Below are 20,926 nucleotides of genomic sequence, written 5' to 3'. Positions count from 1 at the left end.
AATGTTCCGGATTCATGACCACGGTTCCGTCTTGCAGAACACCCGTATTCCGAACCCGAAACCACGATCAACTCTTCCCCGAACTGCCGAACCCACCTTCTCCGCGCACGCTTGGCGCGAATGCGTCTACACGCACAAGCCTGGCTCGCACGATAGGCATGAAAACCAGTTGAGCTATGCGGTCTCCGGGTGACACGGTGAACGCTTCCGACGACCGGTTCAAGCAGGAAATCATCAAGGGGCCCTGATAGTCGGAATCTATGAGTCCGACTCCATTGCCGAGGACTATTCCGTGCTTGTGACCAAGTCCGGACCGCGGCAGCAGGATCGCACACATGGCTGGATCCCCGATATGGATAGCCATGCCGCTGGGTATGAGGGCCGAGTTTCCAGGCTCAAGCCGCAACGGAGCTTCAATCATTGCGCGCAAATCCATGCCAGCCGATTCCGCTGTCGCATAGTCGGGCAACGGATACTCGCTTCCGAGGCGCTGGTCGAGCACGATCATCTCAACGGGAATGCTCATGCCTTGAACCCCTTTTCTGCCTTGAGCCGATAGCGGGTGGCAACCCGCTCGATCAGTGTGCGGGCAAGCATTTTCTTGTCACCCCGACCGAGATCTTCGCTTCCCCCCTGCCAGAGCAGGAGCAAAGCGTTCTCGCTGCCTTCGAATCCGAGCTCCGGACCCACCTGATTCGCCGCGATCATGTCGAGGTTCTTGCGCTCCAGCTTGTCGCGCGCATAGCGCTCGACGTCATTGGTTTCGGCAGCAAACCCCACCAGGAACGGTGGTTCTTGCGAGGCCGCCACCTCTGCCAGGATGTCCGGGTTCTGAACCAGTTCGAGCACCAGTGGCGCGCCGGTCTTTTTCAGCTTGATCGCGCTGCTCGCTTGCACCCGATAGTCGCCCACGGCTGCTGCGGAAATGAAGATGTCACTATCGACGGATATCCGCAGCACCGCATCGCGCATCTGCCTTGCGCTGCGTACATTGACGCGTTCGACACCGGGTGGCGTGGGCAAACTGACCGGACCTGAGACCAGAGTGACTTTTGCCCCCGCCTGCGCTGCAGCGATGGCGACCGCAAACCCCATGCGCCCGGAGCTTCGATTGCCAATGAACCTTACCGGGTCGATATCCTCATAGGTAGGCCCGGCGCTGACCATAACCCTGATGCCGTCCAGTACGCGAGGCGCACACGAATCCGCCAGCGCGGAAACCAGCGCTTCGGCTTCCGGCATTCGCCCTTCACCGACTTCACCACAGGCCTGACTTCCTGATGCCGGCGGGATCACGCGGATTCCGCGGTTGCGCAATAGCGAAACGTTGTCCTGGGTGGCCGTATTGGCCCACATCTGCTGGTTCATGGCAGGCGCAATCGAAACCGGAGCTGCGGTCGCCAGCACCAGGGTACTCAGCAGGTCATTGGCGCGACCGTGTACGACCCGCGCCATGAAATCGGCGGAGGCGGGCGCAATCAGGATCTGCTCAGCCCATCGCGCCAGCTCGATATGGCCCATGGCTGCCTCGGCGGATTCATCCCACAAACTGCTGCGCACGGGGTTGCCGGACAGCGCCTGGAATGTCGTCGCGCCGACGAAACGCATGGCGTTTTCCGTCATGACCACGCGGACGTCGGCGCCTGCATCGCGCAGCCTTCGAACCAGCTCTGCGGCCTTGTACGCAGCAATACCGCCGCATACACCCAGCAGTATGCGTACGCGCTCCAGTGGCACATCACTCATGTAGGAGATTTCTTACGCAAGAAAGATCCCTAAGCTTACCCAAAATCGCAGGCTTGGCTGCTGCCGCAAATGCCGATTGATGCCCAGAGTGTGGTTTCCGAGCATACAGCGGTCGAAATCCATGAGTATTCGTGACTGGCCAGACGGTGAGCGACCGCGCGAAAAACTGCTTGCGAGGGGCAGCGGCTCTCTTTCCGACGCCGAACTTCTTGCCGTATTCATAGGATCCGGCCGGCGCGGCTCGAGTGCCGTCGACGTGGGCCGCGATCTGCTGATACAGGCAGGCGGACTCATGCCCCTTTTGCACGCGGAGCGGAAAAAGTCAGGCCTCGGGCCGGTCAGCTGGTGCCGCATCCAGGCCGCGCTCGAGTTGGGTCGGCGCTATCTCGATTCCGAGTTGCGAGAGAGTGAAGCCCTGACCGACCCGGCGTCCAGCGCCCGCTACCTGAAATCACGACTGGGCGCGTATCCCTACGAAGTGTTCGCCTGCCTGTTCCTCGACAATCGGCACCGGGTGATCGCGTTCGAGGAGTTGTTCCGGGGCACCATCGACGGGGCCAGCGTGCATCCCCGGGAAGTTGTTCGCCATTGCCTTGCGCACAACGCCGCTGCCGTCATTCTCGCCCACAACCATCCGTCCGGCATCGCCGAACCGAGTGCTGCTGACCGTGCCATCACGCTACGCCTGCGCGATGCACTCGCCCTGGTGGATGTGCGCGTGCTGGATCACTTCGTGATTGGCTCCGGCACGCCCACATCGCTGGCACGGCGCGGCTGGATTTAGCTGGCTACGGGACTCCGCGCGCCTGGCCATCAAACCCGGAGGCCGTTCCGGCTGCATACCTTCTGCGCTCGAACCCGTTGAATGCGCCTGGCGGTTCGCTGCTGACCGTATCGCCACCGGCATCAACCTTCCCGGACTCTCCATCATCGGTTGCAAGGGCGTTCCAGACCGCAGCGTGAAGCCATGTTCCCTGGGAAATCGCCGCCGGATGGGCAAGTCGCGCATGATCGGCGTGCAGTTGCCCGGAGGCTCCTGCGGCTGCCATCACTTGCGGAGCTTCCGACTACCGACACGATGCCTTCGCTGACGGCAAGGCCGGCCATCCCGGGTAACGATACGAATCGATGCTCCAGCCTCGCTCGCCCAGGCAAGCATGAAGGCAAGAACGCGGCGACACCGTATTGCTGCGGCAATCGCTGCACCTGAAGTGATCGATCGATCCTCTGCGCGAACACTGGTCGTTCGGACCTCGACGCGTCGGCGTGTCAGCAGAAGGGTGCCGCACTGGCGCGTGGCGCACTATACTCAGGCCGAACAGGGCAAGAGGCATGCGAGCCACGTGATATTCGGCTTTCCACGACGCTACGCGGCTGACGAGGTCGAGCTGGCGCTGCCCGACGTGGCCGCAGCGCGCACGCTGATGGGCGCGGCACTGCAGCCCCTGGATTCCGCCTTGGCCGAACGCCATGCCCAGCTGGCACCGTTGCTATCCACCGAGCTTGACTCGGACGCCCTGCTTGCCCGCTGCGCGGATGTCATTCGCATTGGCTATGCACGTCTGGCTCGCCGCCATGGCAGTTTTAGCGCGGAATTCCACGCCTACCACAACGAAGAACACATCCTCGACATTTTCAGCGGTCGAATCAGCCGGCTGATCGCCGCGAACGGGGTATCCGCCCTTGGTCTGCGCGACTGGTGTGTGCTCGACATGTTTGCAGCCTGCCATGACCTGCGCCAGCGCGAAGAGCCGATGTACGAAGCCGGCGTCGGTGCCAACGAACGAGCCAGCATCGAGGAGACATTCCGCCTGCTCGACGCCTGCGGCTTTTCCAGGGAGTCCGACGCCGAGCTCTACCTCGCTCTCGACTTGACCATCTCAGGAAGCACGTTCGATGCCAGACCTCCTCCGGGTGGAGCTGCATTCAATGCCGCCGAACTGGTCCAGTCCGGCGGGGCCCTGGCCGCCAAACTGGCGCAGAAGCTGGACAAGCACCGGCCGGGCTGGCGCGATGAAGAACGTCTTGTGCATGCCCACAAGCTTGCCCTTGTCGCTGCTGACCTGGACACCGCAAACGTCGCCGAGCCCTTCAACCGCTTTGCCGCCAGTGCCGAAAACCTGTGCCTGGAACGCGAAATGCTGTGTCACCGCAATCTTGACGACGGAGAAAGCGCCCAACCCGTTCTAGGCTTCCTCACCGATGGCCAGGACCGGTTCTTTTTTGACCTGCATCGATTCAGTTCCGAGCTGGGCCGCCAGGCGTTCGGGTCCGCCAAAGAGGAGAATGCGGCGCGCCTGAAGTCCCTGAGCCTGGGCTTGCGTGCACGCATCGCCATGCGTGGAAAACCTGAAAATGGCCGCCAGGTCCTGAATGCCTACGGAGAAACGGTCGCCGGGCTTGTCCAGGCCTGAAAACGACCGGTTCGCCGCACTGCGCGTAAAACTATACACATCCCCCACCCGGATCCGTCTGGATAGGCAGCATCGGTAGACAGGGGACGCAATTCCGAAATAACTTCTTTGGAAATCAATCGCTTAAGATTGTTGATGTCAGCGAAACAGTACCCGAAACGCAGTTTCAAGGCCGTTCCAGCGCTGCAGGGCAGCATCTTCCCCACAGACTTATCCACAGACCGGCCAAATCCCGGATAAGGCTTCCGTGACAAGCGCTTGGCGCACATTCCTGTGGTTTCGCTGCGGCAATGTGCGGCAAGCTGCAGTGCCAAACGGGGCTCCAGATGATTGCCGAATCCTGGTTGTTGAACCCGGGTTTCGGGTTTCGCCCGCCGCGCTCTACAATAGACAACCCGCTTCCTCAAGAATCCCGCCGTGAAAGACACCCTGCGCGAGCTGATCCATGGAGCGCTCGCTGAACTGCGTGCGCAGGAAATCCTGCCGCCAGGCGAGACGCCGGCCTTTGTCGTCGAACGTACCCGAAACCGCGAGCATGGCGATTTTGCGTCCAATGTTGCCTTGACCCTGGCCAAACTGGCAGGGCGCAAGCCACGCGAGATTGCCGAAGCCCTTGTCGGAGTCATCAAGGATCCACGCGTAGCGCGACTCGAAATCGCAGGCCCCGGATTCATCAACTTCCATCTGAGTCCGGCTGCAGTCCACTCCGAAATTCTGCGCATCCTGGATGAGGGTGAGGGATACGGGCGCAATCAGTCCGGCGCGGGTCGCAAGCTGCAGATCGAATTCGTTTCGGCCAACCCAACCGGTCCGCTGCACGTGGGACATGGTCGCGGTGCGGCGGTCGGCGACAGCCTGGCGCGCGTGATGGCAGCCAACGGCTGGGCCGTGGCCCGGGAGTTCTACTACAACGATGCGGGTGCCCAGATCGAGAATCTGGCGCTATCGGTGCAGTCACGCTGCAAGGGCATTGAACCCGAACACGCAGACTGGCCCGCGGATGGCTACCGCGGCGACTACATCAAGGACGTCGCCACGGACTACCTGGCTGGCAAGACCGTGCATGCTGATGGTCAGGATGTCACCGCTGCGGCTGATGCTGCCAACCTCGATGCCATTCGCCGCTTCGCCGTCGCCTGGCTGCGTCGCGAGCAGGATCTCGACCTGCGAGCATTCGGTGTCGACTTTGATGTCTATTTCCTCGAGTCGTCCCTCTACACGGAGGGCCGCGTGGAAAGCACGGTCAGGGAACTGGTGGCCGCTGGGCACACCTACGAAAAGGACGGCGCGCTGTGGTTGAAGACCACCGACTTCGGCGACGACAAGGATCGCGTCATGCGCAAGTCGGAAGGCGGGTATACCTACTTCGTCCCTGACGTTGCCTATCACGAGGGCAAGTGGCAGCGCGGATTCGAGCGCGTCATCAATGAGCAGGGCGCCGACCACCATTCCACGGTCAATCGCGTGCGTGCCGGCTTGCAGGCCCTCGATGTCGGTATTCCGCAAGGCTGGCCAGAATACGTGCTGCACCAGATGGTGACGGTAATGCGCGGCAACGAGGAGGTGAAGCTGTCCAAGCGTGCCGGCAGCTACGTCACCCTGCGCGACCTCATCGACGAAGTCGGCCGTGATGCAACCCGTTACTTCCTGGTTGCCCGCAAGACAGATTCGCAACTGGTCTTCGATATCGACCTGGCCCGCGCGCAGACCAATGACAATCCGGTCTATTACATCCAGTACGCCCATGCGCGCGTGTGCAGCGTGCACCGTCAGCTCGCCGAGCGCGGCATCACTGCAGACGGCGCTGCGGGCCGCGCTGCGCTGGACCAGCTCGACAGCGAGCACGAACGCGCATTGATGAGTGAGCTTTCCCGCTACCCCGAGGTGGTGGAAGCCGCTGCGGCCAATCTAGACCCGCAGCTTGTCGCGCAATACCTGCGCGAGCTGGCCGCCGCATTTCACGGCTACTACAACGCCCACCAGTTCATCGTTGACGATGCTGTCATGCGCAATGCCCGGATCACGCTGGCTGATGCAGCCCGGATTGTGCTTGCCAGCGGCCTCGATCTTCTCGGTGTTTCGGCGCCCCAGAGCATGTGATCATGCACACGCATGACAGCCAGGCCCTACGATCCGGACCTGGCCTGTACCTACCCCCGGAGAACAGGTAATGGCTTCACGTTCACGCAAACAGGCCACCCGCGGCAACTCGCGTCCCGCAGTACCCGCATGGGTCTGGCTTGCCGTTGGCGTCGTCCTCGGACTGGTCGTTGCAATGGGTTTTCTCGGCAGTGACTGGGCACCGATGCTCCGGAAGAACACCGGCCCGCAGCCCAACCCGGAAGCCGTGGCTCCGCGCGAAAGCGAGCCGCCTATCGTCGAGACCAAGGACAAGCCGCGAAAGAACTACGATTTTTATTCGGTATTGCCCGAAATGGAAGTGGTAATACCCGATTCCGAAATCTCGGCCAAGGCACGCGCCGAAGCAGCCCAGCCTGCAACCGGTACCACGCCGGCAGTTTCGGCCAGCTCCCGCTATCTTCTCCAGGCCGGCTCATACCCTTCGCCAAAGGCAGCCGACGAGGTCAAGGCCAAGCTGGCAATACTGGGCTTCGTCGCCCACGTGCAACCGGTGACAATCAATGGCAAGACCTGGAATCGGGTGCGCCTGGGCCCATTCGCCAGCGCCAGCGAACTGGAAACCACCAAGGCGGCCTTGGCCGACAACGGCTTCAACGCGATTGCGCTGAAGGAAGACGCCGGCCAGTAGGGTTGCCGCCATTCGCAGCGACGGAAGCTGCAATGCTGCTTTCCGGAATGGGAATGGCCAACTCTTCTCTACTGCGCGTCACAATGTAAACCGCGACCTGGATCCTGATTGCGAGGGTACAACGACCGCCGTGCGGGCTTCGTGTTTTCCTTCACAGGCGCAAGGGCATGTCCCGTTGGTGCTTCAGCCTTCATTTGGGACCGCAACACCACTCGTCTGTAGAAACGGCTGGCTACAGTTCAACTTCCAAGCCCTATGATGTGGTTTCCGTCCATGACGAAATAGCCATGACTGACGCCCTGCACTTTGACATGAGCGCCGTTGGCCAACGCCTGCTTGAGGAAGCGTATCGCCTTCTCGCGGCATTGCCGATGTTGTTGCTCGCCTTGCTGATCGTCTTCACAGCCTGGGTGTGCGGGCGCTGGCTATCGCAACGCGACTGGGTCGCGCGAGCGTCGCGCTCGAATCCATTCCTGCAGGAACTCGCACGTACTACGGTCCGCTGGATCGTAGTCGGGCTTGGCGTTCTCATTGCACTGGAAATCATGCAGGCCACTGCCCTGGTTGGAGCAGTGCTGGGCACCGCAGGCGTGCTGGGAGTCGCACTCGGATTCGCCTTCAAGGGCATCCTCGAGAATTATCTTGCAGGCATTCTCATGAGCCTGCGTCAGCCGTTTTCTCCGCGTGATCATGTCGTCATTGACGGCAATGAAGGGATTGTCGTTTCAATGACGTCGCGCGCGACGATCCTGATGACACTCGATGGCAATCACTTGCGTTTGCCGAATGCGCTGGTGTTCGGCAGCGTGACACTCAACTACACGCGCAACCCGAGTCGGCGCTTTGATTTCGAGGTGGGTATTGGCGTGAACGAAGATCTGGTCCGGGCGCAATCACTTGGCGTCGATGAACTGGGTCGTATCGATGGCGTGATGCAAAAGCCACCGCCGCGCGCGCTGATCACTGCGTTGGGAGATTCCAATGTGCAGTTGCGCTTCCACGCCTGGGTCGATCAGCGCGACCATGAATACCTGCAGGTCCGAAGCGAGGCCATTCGCCGCGTGAAGCTGATACTCGAAGATGCCGGCATGGACATGCCGGAGCCCATCTATCGGGTGCAGCTTCAGGAACCAAGAAAGATCGTGGCACAGTCTCAGCACTCGCGCGAGACCGCGGCAACAGGGTCGTCCGGGAAGCCGGTCGACACCCGGGCCACGAAGGATGTCGAGGATCAGGTCGACAACGAACATCCATCGCACGAACAGACCAATCTGCTCGATTCGGATGCACCGCGCGAGTAGAGCGAATTCGAGGCGCCGGTTGCTGATTTTTGGCGGACAACGCCTGGCCTCTGCTTTCTGGCGTGGTCAGGGTTCGGGAACATCCGTGGTGTCGACCTTCTCCTGATCCGTTTTCCGCTGCGCTTCTTTCTCGTCGGCGATATCGCTATCCAGTGAATTGCCACTTTCACCCGAGTGCGACGGGTCATACTGGAGCTCGCTGAGCAAGGCGAAGTGATCGGAACCAAAATTCTCCAGTCGTTGCAGTCGGCACAACCTGAATTCTTTGCTGTGGAACAGATGGTCGAGCGGCCAGCGCAGGAACCAGTGCCCGGCGTGGAACGTGCTGAACACGCCCCGACCTATGCGGGGATCCAGCAGGCCGCTGATCTTGCGAAACAGTCGAGTTGATGCGGACCACGCCACATCGTTCAGATCTCCGGCAACGATCGTTGGTGACGGAGTCTTGCGATAGTCCCGGGCGACGACAAGCAACTCGGCATCGCGCTTCCGGGTGTCGGTTGCCTCATTCGGACTTGGTGGTGCCGGATGCAGGAAACGCACCCTGATCCGTTCGCCGGAACGCAGCTTCACATTGGCGTGCATCGAGGGAATATCGTTGCTGAGAAGATATTCGATACTCGACGCCTCCAGCGCCAGTTTCGAATAGACATGCATGCCGTAAAGGTTTTCCAACGGGCACTTCAGAGTGAACGGATATTCCTTCTCGAGGCTGTCGAGCCGGGTTTGCCACCACGCATTCGACTCAAGGGTAAGAACAAGGTCGGGCGCGTTCTCGCGGACAAGTTCAAGAAATTTTTCCGACTGCCGATTGGTGCCCAATACGTTGGCACTGAGCAATCGAATGCGACGAGTCTCGTCGACTGCGGATACGCTATCGACCTCCGTCTGGTGCAGCGCCGTATAGGGCGCGATCCACCACAGATGCCAGGTCAGGCTGGCCGCTACGCTGAGCAGCAGCAACCATGATCCGGGCCGGGACAAATCAAGGAAAGCCAGCTCGGCGAGCAACAGGACAACAGCCAGAACAGCAAACTGGATCCGCGGGAACTCCAGAGCGCGAATCCACCAGCGTTCGCTGCGCAGGCACGGCAGCGTCGTCGCCACCAGGAGCACGATGGACAGCAGGACAAGCGCTGGGTACATGCCAGGTCTCCAGTCAGCGTGCATGCAATGGACGCCGGCTCGGCCAACATCTGCGAGCAATCCGACACTTGTCGGATCACTGCAGATGCTTGCGCCAGCGCGTGTTGCTTGCTGGCCAATGCCAACCTGTGTCCGGATCTACAGGGTATACGCACCCGTACAATCGGACATGAACACTACTCGTCAGTCGTCGAAGCCATCTTCGAAGATGGTGTCGCCAACGATCTTGCGGACGGCGCCATTGGCCTGGGCGATATAGACATTGCCAACCTCATCTTCGCCATATCCATAGGTGGAGCCCACGCTCAGGGTGGTGTTGTTCAGGCCCGGCGACCAGACGGCTTCCGGGGCACCTGCGGTTGCGTACCACAAGGCACCTGTACACGCATCGCCGAAGAAGTAGGTGCCGTTCAGGCTGGATGAAGGCCCGCGATAGACGAAGCCGCCAGTCACCGAACAACCGGAGCTGTGCGAGTACTCGATGACCGGTGCGACTGTTGCGGTGGTCGCGGGACACGTCGTGCCAGACCCGGACTCGTCAAAGTAATGGCGTCCTTCACAACGACTCCAGCCGTGGTCGCTGCCACCCACGCCGGCAGCCTGAACCGTGATTTCCTCATAGGCGTTCTGACCGACATCGCCAACCACGAGATTACCGTTGGCCCGATCGAAACTGAAACGCCAGGGATTGCGGAAGCCATGCAGGTAAATTTCGTCACACGTGCTGCTTGTGCCGACATGGGGATTGCTGGCAGGAATGGAGTATTCGGCCGGGCTGATGCCTTCCGAACCGCACATGTCCGAGGTAACCGCCCCGCCACGATTGTCTACGTCCAGACGCAGGATCTTGCCCAGCAGGAAGTACTGGGTGCCATTCGGATTGGTCCCGCAGGAATTCTGGTTGTTGTCGGCGGGCTTTTTCCACAAGCACTCGGCAAATCCATGCGGGTTGTTCTGCGGGCCACCATCGCCCGAAGAAACGTACAGATAGCCGTCAGGGCCGAAGTGGATGTCGCCGCCATTGTGGTTGGCGGCGAGGTCGGGGATGCGCAGCACGATCGTGGCATTCGTGTTCGCAACATCCGAATCAAGTGCAGGAACCGTATATCGCGCAACTACCTGATCTCGCGTGCCGCCAAGCTGCGGCTGTCCGGTCGGCTGCGTGAAGAAGACGTAGAACTCGTCGTTGTGTGGCAACGAAGGCTTGCCGAAATTCGGATGGAATGCCAATCCAAGCAAGCCGCTTTCGCTAGATGAATAGACAGAACGCGTGAGGAACGGCGTGGGCAACGCTACACCGTCCTTGACGATCTTGATCGAGCCGGCCTTTTGCACAATGAAGATTCGGCCACTGCCATCATTCGGCGCGCGAATGGCCAGCGGCTCGGAATAGGAGCCCGGCACGGTCTCGAGGGACAAGCCCGGAATGGCCTGCGCCGCAGCGGTGCCAGCGGCAAGCGAAAGGGCGATTCCAGCGGCTAGACGAAAGACGGACATGATCGGGACTCCAGGTTGCAATGCATAAAGTGTTGCGTGGCCGGCACGTCGATGCCAGCCCGAAGATCTGAACTTGTGACAGGATTGCCAGATGCGGGGCCCGGAAAGGACCAGCAGGCAAGCGTAGCCTTGCTGCCGTTAACGGCGCGTTAGCACTATCCAGTGCTGCGCTTGAGTCGAATCAACGCGGAAATATCCTCGTCGCCATGGCCCTGCGCCATCAGCACCGCGTAGTCGGCCAGGGATTTTTCAATCACGCTGCGATCGGTTCCGGCATCACGCGCCAGCTCACGCACGATCTTGAGATCCTTGTGCAACAAGGCAAGCTTGAATCCGACCTTGAACTCATCGCGCAGCATGGTGGAGCCGCGCTTGTCGAGAAACCAGTTTCCGGCAGCTCCTGCCAGCAGCGTCGGGATCAGTGTTTCGGCATCAAGGCCGAGCGCATCACCAAGCGCAAGACCTTCACAAACCGCCTGCGCAATGCCCGCGACCAGTACCTGGTTCACGGCCTTGGTGTTTTGCCCTGCTCCGATTCCGCCCATGTGGCTGATCTTCGCCGCATAGCACTCAAGCACGGGCCGCGCACGTTCAAGGGCCGCTGCTTCGCCGCCGACCATGACGGAAAGCTTGCCATTCCGCGCACCTTCCACGCCGCCCGAAACGGGAGCGTCGATGAACTCACAACCTGCCACGAGCATTCGCTCCCGTGCTTCACGGGCCGTCACCGACGATACGGTCGAATGATCGATGACGATCGTTCCCGGCTGCGCATGGGCCGCGATCACTTCGACATCGTCGAGTACGTCGGCATCAGCGGGCACACACAGTGCGATCACGTTGCAGCGTCCGGCCAGGTCAGCCAGGGATGCCGGCTCGCCAAGCGCGAACTCAGCGGCAATGGCCCGTGTATTCGCAGGCGTTCGGGTCCACACCGAAGCAAGCAGACCAGCACGCGACAAATGGCCGGCCATGGGTTGCCCCATCGCTCCGAGTCCGACGAATCCGGCCTTGATGTCGCTCATTCCGCTGTCTCCGCAAGGTAGGTATAGGCCGTCAGTCCGGCCTCGAGTGCTTTCGCCAGCTGCCTGGCTTCATCGCCTGCGATTCCTGCAGCAGCGATCTTTGCCTGGTATTCGGCGCGCAATCCACCCAGGTCGTAGCCGACGTAGTCGAGCATCAGATCAGTAGTGTCGCCACGCCGCTGGTTGACCAGCTCGTAGCCCGTGTCGGTGAGTTTCACGCTGACCGCATCGGTGTCGCCGAACAGATTGTGGATATCACCCAGGGTTTCCTGGTACGCACCGACCATGAATAGTCCGAGCAGGTATGTTTCGCCGTGCGCCGGCGCGTGCAGCGGCAGACTGACATCCACGCCATCGGCATCGACGTAATGATCGATACGGCCATCCGAATCGCAGGTCAGGTCGGCGATCACGCCTCGCCGATCCGGCCTGCGATCAAGACCGCTGATCGGCACGATCGGAAATACCTGGTCGATGGCCCAGATGTCGGGCACTGATTCGAATACCGAAAAATTGACGAAATACTTGTCCACCAGCGTCTCATTGAGCTCGTCCAGCACCTGGCGATGTGAGCGTTCGTCGGGCTTCAGGCGCGCGCGCACGGCATTGACGATGGCGTAGTAGAGATCATCGAGTTGGGCACGATCGGCCAGAGAGAGCTGCCCAAGCGCATACAGCGACTGGCCTTCCGCGAGGTGATACTGGGCTTCGTGGTAGAGCTCGGTGGGCGGGCGCGATCCGATTTCGGCATGTACCTCGCGCAGGCGTCGCAGAACGGCCGGCTCGTCATCGCGTGCATCGGCAACCGCTCCACGCGGGGATTCCTCGATTTCACTGACATTGACCACCAGTACCGCATGATGAGCCGTCAACGCACGGCCAGACTCGGTCAGCACATGCGGATGCGGCAGGCCGTTTTCGGCGCAGGCTTCGGCCAGCGCGCCGACCACGCTCGATGCATACTGTTCAAGCCCGTAATTGATCGAACATTCCGAACGCGAGCGGGTGCCTTCGTAATCGACGCCAAGGCCGCCACCGACATCCATGTAGCGGATGGGCAGGCCAAGCTGCGATAGCTCGACGAAATAGCGCACCGCCTCGCGCATGCCGCGCGCAATGTCGCGCACGTTCGACATCTGCGAACCCATGTGGAAATGCAGCAATTTGAGCGTGTGCGACAGATCAGCAGCCTTGAGCTGCTCGATCAGGGTCAGCAGCTGGCGTGGAGTGAGTCCAAACTTGGCCTTGTCGCCACCCGAGTTCTGCCACTTGCCGGCGCCCAGGCTTTTCAAGCGCATGCGCACGCCGAGCAAGGGCTCGACACCGAGGGCCTTGGCCTCCTCGATGACGAAGCGCAATTCGGAAGGCTTTTCAATGACGATGAAGATTTCCAGCCCGAGCTTGCGCCCGATCAGGGCCAGACGAATGTACTCGCGGTCCTTGTAACCGTTGCAGATGACGATACTGCCGCTCCTGGCCAGAGCGAGCACGGCCATCAACTCGGGCTTGGAACCTGCCTCCAGGCCGAACCCCTCGTTGCCACCCGCAGCCAGTTCACCAGCGACATTCTTTTGCTGGTTGACCTTGATGGGGTAGATCGCGGTGTATCCGCCGGAATAAGCCGCGTCGGCCATCGCCTTCTGGAACGCGGCCTGGAGCCGGCTACGACGGTGATTGAGAATATCGGCGAATCGAACCAGCAAGGGCAGGCGGGATCCACTCGTTCGCGCCGCGTCTATGACCTCGGGCAGGCTCACTGTGGCGCCCTCTGGCCCACACGGACGTACTTGTACGCCTCCGTCCTTGCCGATATCGAAGTAACCCTCGCCCCAATTCGCCATGGCATACGTGTGGCGGGCGTCGTCTGTTGTCCAGGATGCAGTCATGGTGTCCTCCGGATGACATCGACGTCGCAGCGGCAGGCTTTGACGCAAGTACCCCGTCGATCGGGAGCCTCGCATGCCGCGGGATCGATCGGGGCGCGCATTGTAACCAAAGCCTCGGCGTGACTGCCCGTCATGACACCGTGGAATCGGCAAACATGCGTCACGATCCGGGTCAAGCTGCCCGAGCAGATGGTCAAACCGTTACAATCCCCTGTCCACCAGCCCGCCCGTGTCACATGGCGTGCTTGGCCAACCCAATTCAGGAAGTCAGTATGTCCACGTCCGAGCAAAGCTGGTTCACAGAAGCCCATGAATCATCCGGGTCATCGATCGGCTTTCGCACGCATGCGCGCCTGCACGCTGAAAAAACACCATTCCAGTCCATCGAAATCTATGATTCGACCGATTGGGGCAAGCTCATGGTCATCGATGGCTGCATGATGCTGACCACGCGCGACAACTTCTTCTATCACGAGATGATGTCCCACCCTGCCCTGTTCACGCATCCGCGGGCCAAGCGCGTTGTGATCATCGGCGGAGGTGATTGCGGCACGCTGCGCGAAGTTCTGCGTCATGAAGTCGTCGAATCGGCCGTGCAGGTCGAAATCGACGAACGCGTCACGCGCCTGGCCGAGGAATACTTCCCCGAGCTTTGCGAAGCCAATGGCGATCCACGTGCGCAACTTCTTTTCGACGACGGCATCAAGTACATGGCCGAATGCGAGCCCGATTCGCTGGACCTCGTCATCGTCGATTCAACCGACCCGGTCGGCCCGGCAGAAGGCCTGTTCAATGCCGCGTTCTACACCAGCTGTTTCAAGGCACTGCGCGGTGGCGGCATTTTCGTCCAGCAAAGTGAATCTCCGCTGGCCCATCTTGACCTGATCAAGTCGATGCGTTCAGCCATGCGAACAGCCGGCTTCCAGGCAGTTCGCACCCTCACCTTCCCGCAACCCTGTTATCCGACCGGCTGGTGGAGCGCTACGATGGCCAGGAAGGGGGCCGACCTTTCCGGATTCCGTGAGCGCGGCGCCCAGACCAAGCAGTTCAACACCCGCTACTACAACGCCGAGATCCACAAGTCCGCCTTGTCGATGCCCGAATTCATGCGCGCAGAACTGGGCGAGTAACGACTTCCGGGACATCATGATTCGAGGGTTCTGCTGCCCGTTCCTGCTTTTCGTCCTGGTGACTGCCAATGCCGGGGCGCAGAGCTGGCCCAGCGCAAACTTTCGCCACACCCTCCCGATTATCGGACGCGAGCAGCCGTCTCAGGTCCGGTTCGCCCACGATGGCCGGGTTTTCGTCGCCGAGAAGAGCGGTGCGATCTGGATGTACCGGAACCTGCTGGATGACGCTCCCGAGCAGATCGCCAATCTTGGTGGCAGCGTCCATCAGTATGCGGACCGTGGCCTGCTCGGCCTTGAACTCGATCCTCGCTTTCCTGAGCGGCCATATCTCTACATCCTGTATTCATTCAACGGCGGCCTGTTTTCCGACATGGCCCCACGCTGGCCAGCCACTGATTGCCCGAACCCACTGGCCGATTTTGCCGGCTGCGTCATCAGCGGACGACTCTCGCGATTGACCCTCATCGGCAATCTCGCCACCGATGAACAGGTTCTCATCGAGGACTGGTACCAGCAATACCCGAGCCACTCCATTGGCAGCGTACGCTTCGGCGCAGATGGCTATCTCTACGTCAGCGGCGGTGATGGAGCGAGTTACCTTGGAGGAGACTGGGGACAACGCGGCAATCCGGCCTGGCCCGATCAGCGCTCACCGCCGGACCAGGGCGGCGCGGTGCGCGCGCAAGGTCTTGAGGTGGAATCGCTCTACAGCGGCCAGGTCTGGCTCAATGGCACGATCGCGAGAATCGATCCGATGTCCGGCAACGGCGCGCCGGGCAACCCGATCGCGAACACGAATGCATCCGTCAATGCGCGACGGATCATCGCCTATGGCCTGCGCAATCCATATCGGTTCGCGATGCGGCCAGGAACGTCCGAAATCTGGATCGGCGATGTTGGCTGGCGCAACTGGGAGGAGATCAACGTGGTTCCCCAAATTGGCGCCAAACCGGAGCTGCACAATTTCGGTTGGCCCTGCTTTGAGAATCTGGACCACGTAAGCGAATACAGTGCGCGCCCGCTGTGCGGCAATCTCTACACTGGCAACGACAGCGGTGGCCGCACGCCGGTAACAATGCCCTTCCACGCCTATCCACATATCGGCAACAAGGCAATCACGGCCATCGCGTTCCGCACTGCCAATACCTGGCCGGCCGACTACAAGGGTGCGCTCTTTTTCGCCGACTACATCGACAACAGCATCCGAATCATCAGGGATATCGATCAGGACGGAATCCCCGACCCGATAGTCGGCGCCAGTGCGCCCGCGTTTGGCCAGGGAAACCTGTTCGCCGTCGATCTGACCGAGGGGCCCGGTCACGACCTGTTCTTCGTCGACATCAACAACGGTCGCGTCGGGCGCGTCTCATGGGACGCCGATCCGAACCAGCGCAATCTTGCCCCCTCGGCGGCGATCACTATGGAAGCCGGTTCATCCGCAGACGGCCCACCCCGGAGTGTCGCGTTTACCGCGGCCAACAGCGTCGATCCGGAAGCAAGCGCCCTGACTTTTGCATGGGATCTGGATGGCGATGGCGAATACGATGACGCATCCGGCACCACTGCCAGCAACCATTATTTCGTGGCAGGTCCGGAGCCGCTGAGGATTTCAGTCGGCGTTCGCGCCAGCGATGCCTCAGGCGCGATCGACGTCGCCAGGATGACCATCTCGATTTTGCGCGATTCCCTGCTGGTCGACGGCTTCGATTCCGCCAAGGCGGAATGAATCATTGCCGCGAAATTCCGGCACATGGGCAACGAATCAGGTCAGAGCAGGCTCAGTACACCCGCAATCGTCGCCGTCATGAAGGTCGCCAGCGAGCCGCCGAGCACCGCCCTGAGTCCGAGTCGCGCCAGGTCGGGCCGGCGACTTGGGGCAAGCCCACCGATACCACCGATCTGGATCGCGATCGACGAGAAATTGGCGAAGCCGCATAGCGCGTAGGTCGCGATCAGACGACTGTGCTCGCTGAGCTTGTCGATATTGTTGGCCATGTCGACGTAGGCGACAAATTCATTGATGACGATCTTTTCGCCAATGAAACTGCCGACCAGGGTAGCGTCCTGCCAGGGCACGCCAATGACCCAGGCCAGCGGCGCCAGCACCCAGCCAAACAGGGTCTGCAGCGAGAATTCGACGGGGTGACCGAGTTGCACGGCAAGCCAGCCGTTCAGTGATGACGACGGATCCGCGCCCCATGGATGTGCACCCAACCACTGGAATGGCGCATTGAGCAGGGCGATCAGGGCAATGAATGCAAGCAGCATCGCACCGACATTGAGGGCAAGACGCAAGCCGTCAGCAGCGCCGGTAGCAGCCGCATCGATGACATTGGCCGTGGTTTTCTCGACTTCGAGCTTGACCTGGCCGCGCGTCAGCGGCTGCTCGGTCTCCGGTATCAGGATCTTCGCCAGCATCAGCGTCGCAGGCGCAGCCATGATGCTGGCAGTCAGCAAATGGGTCGCAAAGAAGATGCGCTGGCCTTCGTCTTCGCCACCGAGCAGCCCCACATAGGCGGCCATGACCGAGCCGGCGATATGCGCCATGCCGCCCACCATCACCGTCATCAACTCCGACTGTGTCATGCGCTCGAGGTAGGGCTTGATGGTCAGCGGGGCCTCTGTCTGGCCGATGAAGACACTTGCACAGACTGAAGTCGTTTCGGCACCGGACACATTCATGACCTTGGTTATCAGCCAGGCCATGCCCTTGACGATCATCTGCATGATGCCGAGGTGGTAGAGCACGCCGGTCAGCGCGGCAAAGAAAATGATGGTCGGCAGGACCTGCAGGGCAAACACGAAGCCGAACTTCGAGGTGTCCATGAGGGGGCCAAAAATGAAATCCGAGCCGGCGCGAACATAGTCCAGCAGTTTCACGAAGCCGGTTGCAATACCGTTGAAGATATCCCGGCCCAGGGGAACCTTGAGCACCAGGGCTGCAAAAACGACCTGCAGCAACACGCCGGTGCCCACCAGCTTCCAGCTGATCGCACGCCTGTTGTTCGAGAACAGCACGGCAATGGAAATCAGTACGGCAAGGCCGAACAGACCAAACCCGATGTGGCCCAGTGCCTGCATCATCCGAAAATTCCCATGTACGATAGCCCCGCCGAATCGCCGAGCGTAGTTCAACAGCGAATCAGGGCGCAAGACAAATGGGCGGCTGCGACGGAAGGCCGCTCTGTGTCGTCAACTATCTGCGGCGCCCTGCGCCCGCCTCCAGCCGACAGGGACGTCCCGCCATGCCAAGCGCAGCAAAGCAACCGGAGTCACGATTTCGAACAGCCCATCCTGTTGCGATGGCAGGGTTCCTTGGCCTATCGCTCGCCGCGGCCACCTGGCTGGTGATGTGCTGCGATCCCGCGTTCCAGACTGATCCCGCGGGTGCTGCGGGCGCCACACCTCCAATTACGCCGTGGCTGACAATACTGCTCAATGCGCTGCCAGCTGTGGCTCTAGCCTTCCTGCTGCTGGCCATCAGCCGTCGCGGCATGTTTTCCCTGCTCTGCAGCATTGCCGCGCTGTACCTTCTCTACTTTGCGAACGAGATCAAACTTGACCTGCTGGATACCCCGCTACTGCCGGGTGACTTCCAGTTGCTTGCCCATCTCGGCGACAGCGGCGAGCTGCTTTCCCACTATGTGACTACCAAGCAGCTGGTATGGGTCATCGGCGGATTCGCTTTCCTGGTCCTGCTCGGCGTCATTGAACGTCAGTGGTCGTGGCTGCGCGGTCGAAGCCGGATAGCGGTGCTCGCCTTGTCTTGTGCACTGGCCGGCAGCCTGATCTTTAACCTGCCACCATGGAAGTCGCTCTACGCGCCGGATGACGCCGAGTTCATGTCATGGTCGCCGGGTTCGTCTGCGCTCGAGAAGGGACTTGCAGCCAATCTGCTCAACTACATCTGGCGATTCTCCTATTCGCTGCCTTCTATCAACCACAAGGCGGCTGAGCAACTTCTAAGCAGACACCCATTGCCGGCTGCCGCGCCTGATGCTGCCGACCTGCCCGATATCATCGTCGTGCAGAGCGAATCCTTCTTCGATCCTGCACGTCTGAATCGCATGGATTCCAGCGAAATGCTGCCGCGCTTTCGCGAGCTGGCAGCGCGCCACCGACATGGCGATCTCTGGGTGCCAGCCTATGGCGGCGGCACCATTCGGACCGAATTCGAGGTTCTGACGGGCTTGGCTGTTCGCGAGTTTCCGAACGTGGAATACCCCTATTTCTCCCTGACCCGCCCAGGCATGCCAAGCCTTGCCCAGGTGCTGGGCAGCAAGGGCTATTCAACCGTCGCGGTGCACCCGAACTCGCGTGATTTCTGGAATCGCGCGTCGGCGTTCCGCCACATGGGGTTCTCCGAGTTCGATGATGTCACCCGATTTCCCGATGACCAGCGCCTTGGTTACTACATCAGCGACCAGGCCCTGACCGACCACATTCTCAAGCGCCTTGATCGTGCGACGGCGCCCATGTTCATCTTCGCCATCAGTATCCAGAACCACGGACCGTACGATCACTATCCGAATGTCGACCCTGAACTGGTTGCCGCCCAGCCAGTACCGAGCGGCATCAATTCCGTAGCCGCGGCGCGCCTGCGTGGCTACTTCCACCATCTGGAAGACGCCGATCACGCACTCGGCGAATTGGTCGATGCCTTGAGCAAGCGCAGACGGCGCAGCGTGCTGCTCTTTTACGGCGATCACTTGCCGGCGCTGCCGCGCATTTATGCCGAGCTGGCCTTCGACGATGGCGCACCAGGGCCGTCCCAGCCGACACCGTGGTTGCTCATCGACAGCGGGCGTCCCCCGGGACCTGCTGCGCCTGCCGAAGCAACCTCCTCGTTCTATCTGCCGGCGTTGCTGCTCGATGCGGCGGGGATCGACGATCGTGGCTACTTCCGGCTGCTCGATCGCCTGCGCCTTGCCGATGCACCGGCGCGTGACTGGACGCCGCCCTACGAAGAAGGCCTGCGCGCCATCATGCGTCTGCAGGAGCGAGGCGAACTCAAGGTCCACTAGTCGATTGGCTGGCGAGGCTTGCAGGTAGAATGCGGCCGACATGCCGAAACCTTCCGTCAGCAGGACTCCCTATACCTCGCGCACCCGCAAAGGGAAGTCCGGGAACCTGATTCGCTCGACGGTTGAGGAAACGGCCGACTTGCTCGGTGCCGACGGTCCACTTCGGTTCGGCAAGGGCCTGATCGCCACGATCATCGCCCTCGTGCTGGGGGTCCTTTGCCTGCTCGGCGTCATTGCCTTTCATTTTCCCGAATTTCTGACCACACCGGAGCTGCGTCGCCAGTATTCGGTGGATGTCCTGCGCCAGGCCATGCTGGTAGCGTTGTTGATAGCCGGCGGCCTGTCGCTGGCGAACCTGCTGGTTGGAGTTCGCCGCAAGCTCAACCTGATCGCTTTTGCACTGGTCGTCGCGGCCGTGGCGCTGGGCGGTTCACGCGTTCCGGTCGGCAACTTCCCGGACAACACGCCCTATATCGGGCTCGACTGGTTCATTCTGGATCTGCTGGTTTCGACTCTGGTTTTCGTCGCGATTGAGAAACTGTTGCCGCTGCGCAAAGGCCAGCCGGTATTCCGCAAGGAGTGGCAAACCGACCTCAAGCACTTCGCGGTCAATCATTTCCTGGTCGGGCTGATCCTGCTGACCGTCAATTTCGTCATCCACAACGCCTTTGGCTGGATGGTCCAGCATGATTTCCAGCTCGTCGTGCAAGGTATCTGGTTCATGCCGCAGTTGCTGCTGTGCATCCTCGTCGCCGACCTCTCGCAATACTGGACACATCGTGCATACCACGAGATTCCGTTTTTCTGGAAGTTCCACTCGGTGCATCACAGCACCAAGTCGATGGACTGGCTGGCCGGCTCGCGCCAGCATGTGCTGGAAGTGATCGTCACGCGTGTACTCGTGGTCGCCCCGCTGTTCGTGATTGGCTTCAGCGAAGCCGTGATCAACGCCTACATCATCATCGTGGGCTTCCAGGCCGTGCTCAA

At 60.8% G+C, this 20,926-nt stretch carries 17 protein-coding genes; 9 read left to right on the top strand and 8 right to left on the bottom strand.

Features of this window, described 5'->3' with window-relative positions; all coding sequences use genetic code 11:
• Window positions 1–67: 67 nt before the first annotated feature.
• Entirely contained in the window at window positions 68–526 is a 459-nt protein-coding gene (dut, locus tag WBP53_RS14190; protein WP_423930024.1) for a dUTP diphosphatase, read from the bottom strand.
• Complete coding sequence (gene coaBC / locus WBP53_RS14185; RefSeq protein WP_423930043.1) at window positions 523–1,737, bottom strand: bifunctional phosphopantothenoylcysteine decarboxylase/phosphopantothenate--cysteine ligase CoaBC; 1,215 nt, start codon at window positions 1,735–1,737, stop codon at window positions 523–525. The genes dut and coaBC overlap by 4 nt, the downstream gene beginning before the upstream one ends.
• Before the next feature lie 130 nt (window positions 1,738–1,867).
• Between coaBC and radC the strand changes: the two genes are divergently transcribed.
• Window positions 1,868–2,530 (top strand): RadC family protein, encoded by a 663-nt coding sequence (gene radC / locus WBP53_RS14180; RefSeq protein ID WP_423930022.1) that lies wholly within the window; start codon window positions 1,868–1,870, stop codon window positions 2,528–2,530.
• A gap of 4 nt (window positions 2,531–2,534) precedes the next feature.
• Here radC and WBP53_RS14175 read toward each other — a convergent pair whose 3' ends face one another.
• Window positions 2,535–2,798 carry a hypothetical protein gene (locus WBP53_RS14175; protein WP_423930020.1) on the bottom strand — a complete coding sequence of 88 codons (264 nt, stop codon included), beginning with the start codon at window positions 2,796–2,798 and terminating at the stop codon, window positions 2,535–2,537.
• Between the two features lie 243 nt (window positions 2,799–3,041).
• Between WBP53_RS14175 and WBP53_RS14170 the strand changes: the two genes are divergently transcribed.
• The 4 genes from WBP53_RS14170 (at window position 3,042) to WBP53_RS14155 (ending at window position 8,231) form a co-directional block, all read left to right on the top strand.
• Complete coding sequence (locus WBP53_RS14170) at window positions 3,042–4,160, top strand: hypothetical protein (protein ID WP_423930018.1); 1,119 nt, start codon at window positions 3,042–3,044, stop codon at window positions 4,158–4,160.
• 417 nt (window positions 4,161–4,577) lie between these two features.
• A complete protein-coding gene (gene argS, locus WBP53_RS14165; protein WP_423930016.1) occupies window positions 4,578–6,260 on the top strand; it encodes an arginine--tRNA ligase in 1,683 nt (560 codons plus the stop codon).
• A 70-nt stretch (window positions 6,261–6,330) separates the two neighbouring features.
• Window positions 6,331–6,930, top strand: a complete 600-nt coding sequence (locus WBP53_RS14160; protein WP_423930014.1) for an SPOR domain-containing protein — start codon at window positions 6,331–6,333, stop codon at window positions 6,928–6,930.
• A 287-nt stretch (window positions 6,931–7,217) separates the two neighbouring features.
• On the top strand, window positions 7,218–8,231 hold the full coding sequence (locus WBP53_RS14155) for a mechanosensitive ion channel family protein (protein WP_423930012.1): 1,014 nt from the start codon (window positions 7,218–7,220) through the stop codon (window positions 8,229–8,231).
• A 66-nt stretch (window positions 8,232–8,297) separates the two neighbouring features.
• Here the strand turns inward: WBP53_RS14155 and WBP53_RS14150 are convergent, their stop codons facing one another.
• From WBP53_RS14150 to speA, 4 genes are all read right to left on the bottom strand, one after another.
• Window positions 8,298–9,377: an endonuclease/exonuclease/phosphatase family protein gene (locus WBP53_RS14150; RefSeq protein ID WP_423930010.1), complete on the bottom strand. Its 1,080-nt coding sequence runs from the start codon at window positions 9,375–9,377 to the stop codon at window positions 8,298–8,300.
• Between the two features lie 183 nt (window positions 9,378–9,560).
• Entirely contained in the window at window positions 9,561–10,874 is a 1,314-nt protein-coding gene (locus WBP53_RS14145) for a PQQ-dependent sugar dehydrogenase (protein ID WP_423930008.1), read from the bottom strand.
• A gap of 155 nt (window positions 10,875–11,029) precedes the next feature.
• Window positions 11,030–11,899, bottom strand: a complete 870-nt coding sequence (locus WBP53_RS14140) for an NAD(P)-dependent oxidoreductase (protein WP_423930006.1) — start codon at window positions 11,897–11,899, stop codon at window positions 11,030–11,032.
• Window positions 11,896–13,785 (bottom strand): biosynthetic arginine decarboxylase, encoded by a 1,890-nt coding sequence (speA, locus tag WBP53_RS14135; protein WP_423930004.1) that lies wholly within the window; start codon window positions 13,783–13,785, stop codon window positions 11,896–11,898. The genes WBP53_RS14140 and speA overlap by 4 nt, the downstream gene beginning before the upstream one ends.
• A gap of 272 nt (window positions 13,786–14,057) precedes the next feature.
• Between speA and speE the strand changes: the two genes are divergently transcribed.
• Window positions 14,058–14,915 carry a polyamine aminopropyltransferase gene (gene speE, locus WBP53_RS14130; protein WP_423930002.1) on the top strand — a complete coding sequence of 286 codons (858 nt, stop codon included), beginning with the start codon at window positions 14,058–14,060 and terminating at the stop codon, window positions 14,913–14,915.
• Between the two features lie 16 nt (window positions 14,916–14,931).
• A complete protein-coding gene (locus WBP53_RS14125; protein ID WP_423930000.1) occupies window positions 14,932–16,641 on the top strand; it encodes a PQQ-dependent sugar dehydrogenase in 1,710 nt (569 codons plus the stop codon).
• Between the two features lie 41 nt (window positions 16,642–16,682).
• Here WBP53_RS14125 and WBP53_RS14120 read toward each other — a convergent pair whose 3' ends face one another.
• Window positions 16,683–17,999, bottom strand: coding sequence for a NupC/NupG family nucleoside CNT transporter (locus WBP53_RS14120; RefSeq protein ID WP_423929998.1), 1,317 nt, complete (start codon window positions 17,997–17,999; stop codon window positions 16,683–16,685).
• 218 nt (window positions 18,000–18,217) lie between these two features.
• On the opposite strand from WBP53_RS14120, the gene WBP53_RS14115 reads away from it, so the two are divergent.
• Both WBP53_RS14115 and WBP53_RS14110 read left to right on the top strand, forming a co-directional pair.
• Window positions 18,218–19,939: an LTA synthase family protein gene (locus WBP53_RS14115; protein ID WP_423929996.1), complete on the top strand. Its 1,722-nt coding sequence runs from the start codon at window positions 18,218–18,220 to the stop codon at window positions 19,937–19,939.
• Between the two features lie 40 nt (window positions 19,940–19,979).
• A partial coding sequence (locus WBP53_RS14110) for a sterol desaturase family protein (RefSeq protein ID WP_423929994.1) occupies window positions 19,980–20,926 on the top strand: 947 nt, incomplete at its 3' end.

Origin of the sequence: Dokdonella sp. (assembly GCF_049593775.1) — a bacterium.
In the GTDB taxonomy this organism is placed as follows: Bacteria; Pseudomonadota; Gammaproteobacteria; order Xanthomonadales; family Rhodanobacteraceae; genus Dokdonella.
Note: the sequence above shows the minus strand (reverse complement) of the source record. Positions and strands in the feature narration are given on the sequence as shown.

Coding starts and splice junctions, on each gene's coding strand:
- speE (WP_423930002.1), top strand. CDS start 14,058: ATGTCCACGTCCGAGCAAAGCTGGTTCACAGAAGCCCATGAATCATCC.
- WBP53_RS14140 (WP_423930006.1), bottom strand. CDS start 11,899: ATGAGCGACATCAAGGCCGGATTCGTCGGACTCGGAGCGATGGGGCAA.
- dut (WP_423930024.1), bottom strand. CDS start 526: ATGAGCATTCCCGTTGAGATGATCGTGCTCGACCAGCGCCTCGGAAGC.
- speA (WP_423930004.1), bottom strand. CDS start 13,785: ATGACTGCATCCTGGACAACAGACGACGCCCGCCACACGTATGCCATG.
- WBP53_RS14120 (WP_423929998.1), bottom strand. CDS start 17,999: ATGATGCAGGCACTGGGCCACATCGGGTTTGGTCTGTTCGGCCTTGCC.
- WBP53_RS14145 (WP_423930008.1), bottom strand. CDS start 10,874: ATGTCCGTCTTTCGTCTAGCCGCTGGAATCGCCCTTTCGCTTGCCGCT.
- WBP53_RS14115 (WP_423929996.1), top strand. CDS start 18,218: ATGGCAGGGTTCCTTGGCCTATCGCTCGCCGCGGCCACCTGGCTGGTG.
- WBP53_RS14125 (WP_423930000.1), top strand. CDS start 14,932: ATGATTCGAGGGTTCTGCTGCCCGTTCCTGCTTTTCGTCCTGGTGACT.
- radC (WP_423930022.1), top strand. CDS start 1,868: ATGAGTATTCGTGACTGGCCAGACGGTGAGCGACCGCGCGAAAAACTG.
- WBP53_RS14160 (WP_423930014.1), top strand. CDS start 6,331: ATGGCTTCACGTTCACGCAAACAGGCCACCCGCGGCAACTCGCGTCCC.
- WBP53_RS14155 (WP_423930012.1), top strand. CDS start 7,218: ATGACTGACGCCCTGCACTTTGACATGAGCGCCGTTGGCCAACGCCTG.
- WBP53_RS14150 (WP_423930010.1), bottom strand. CDS start 9,377: ATGTACCCAGCGCTTGTCCTGCTGTCCATCGTGCTCCTGGTGGCGACG.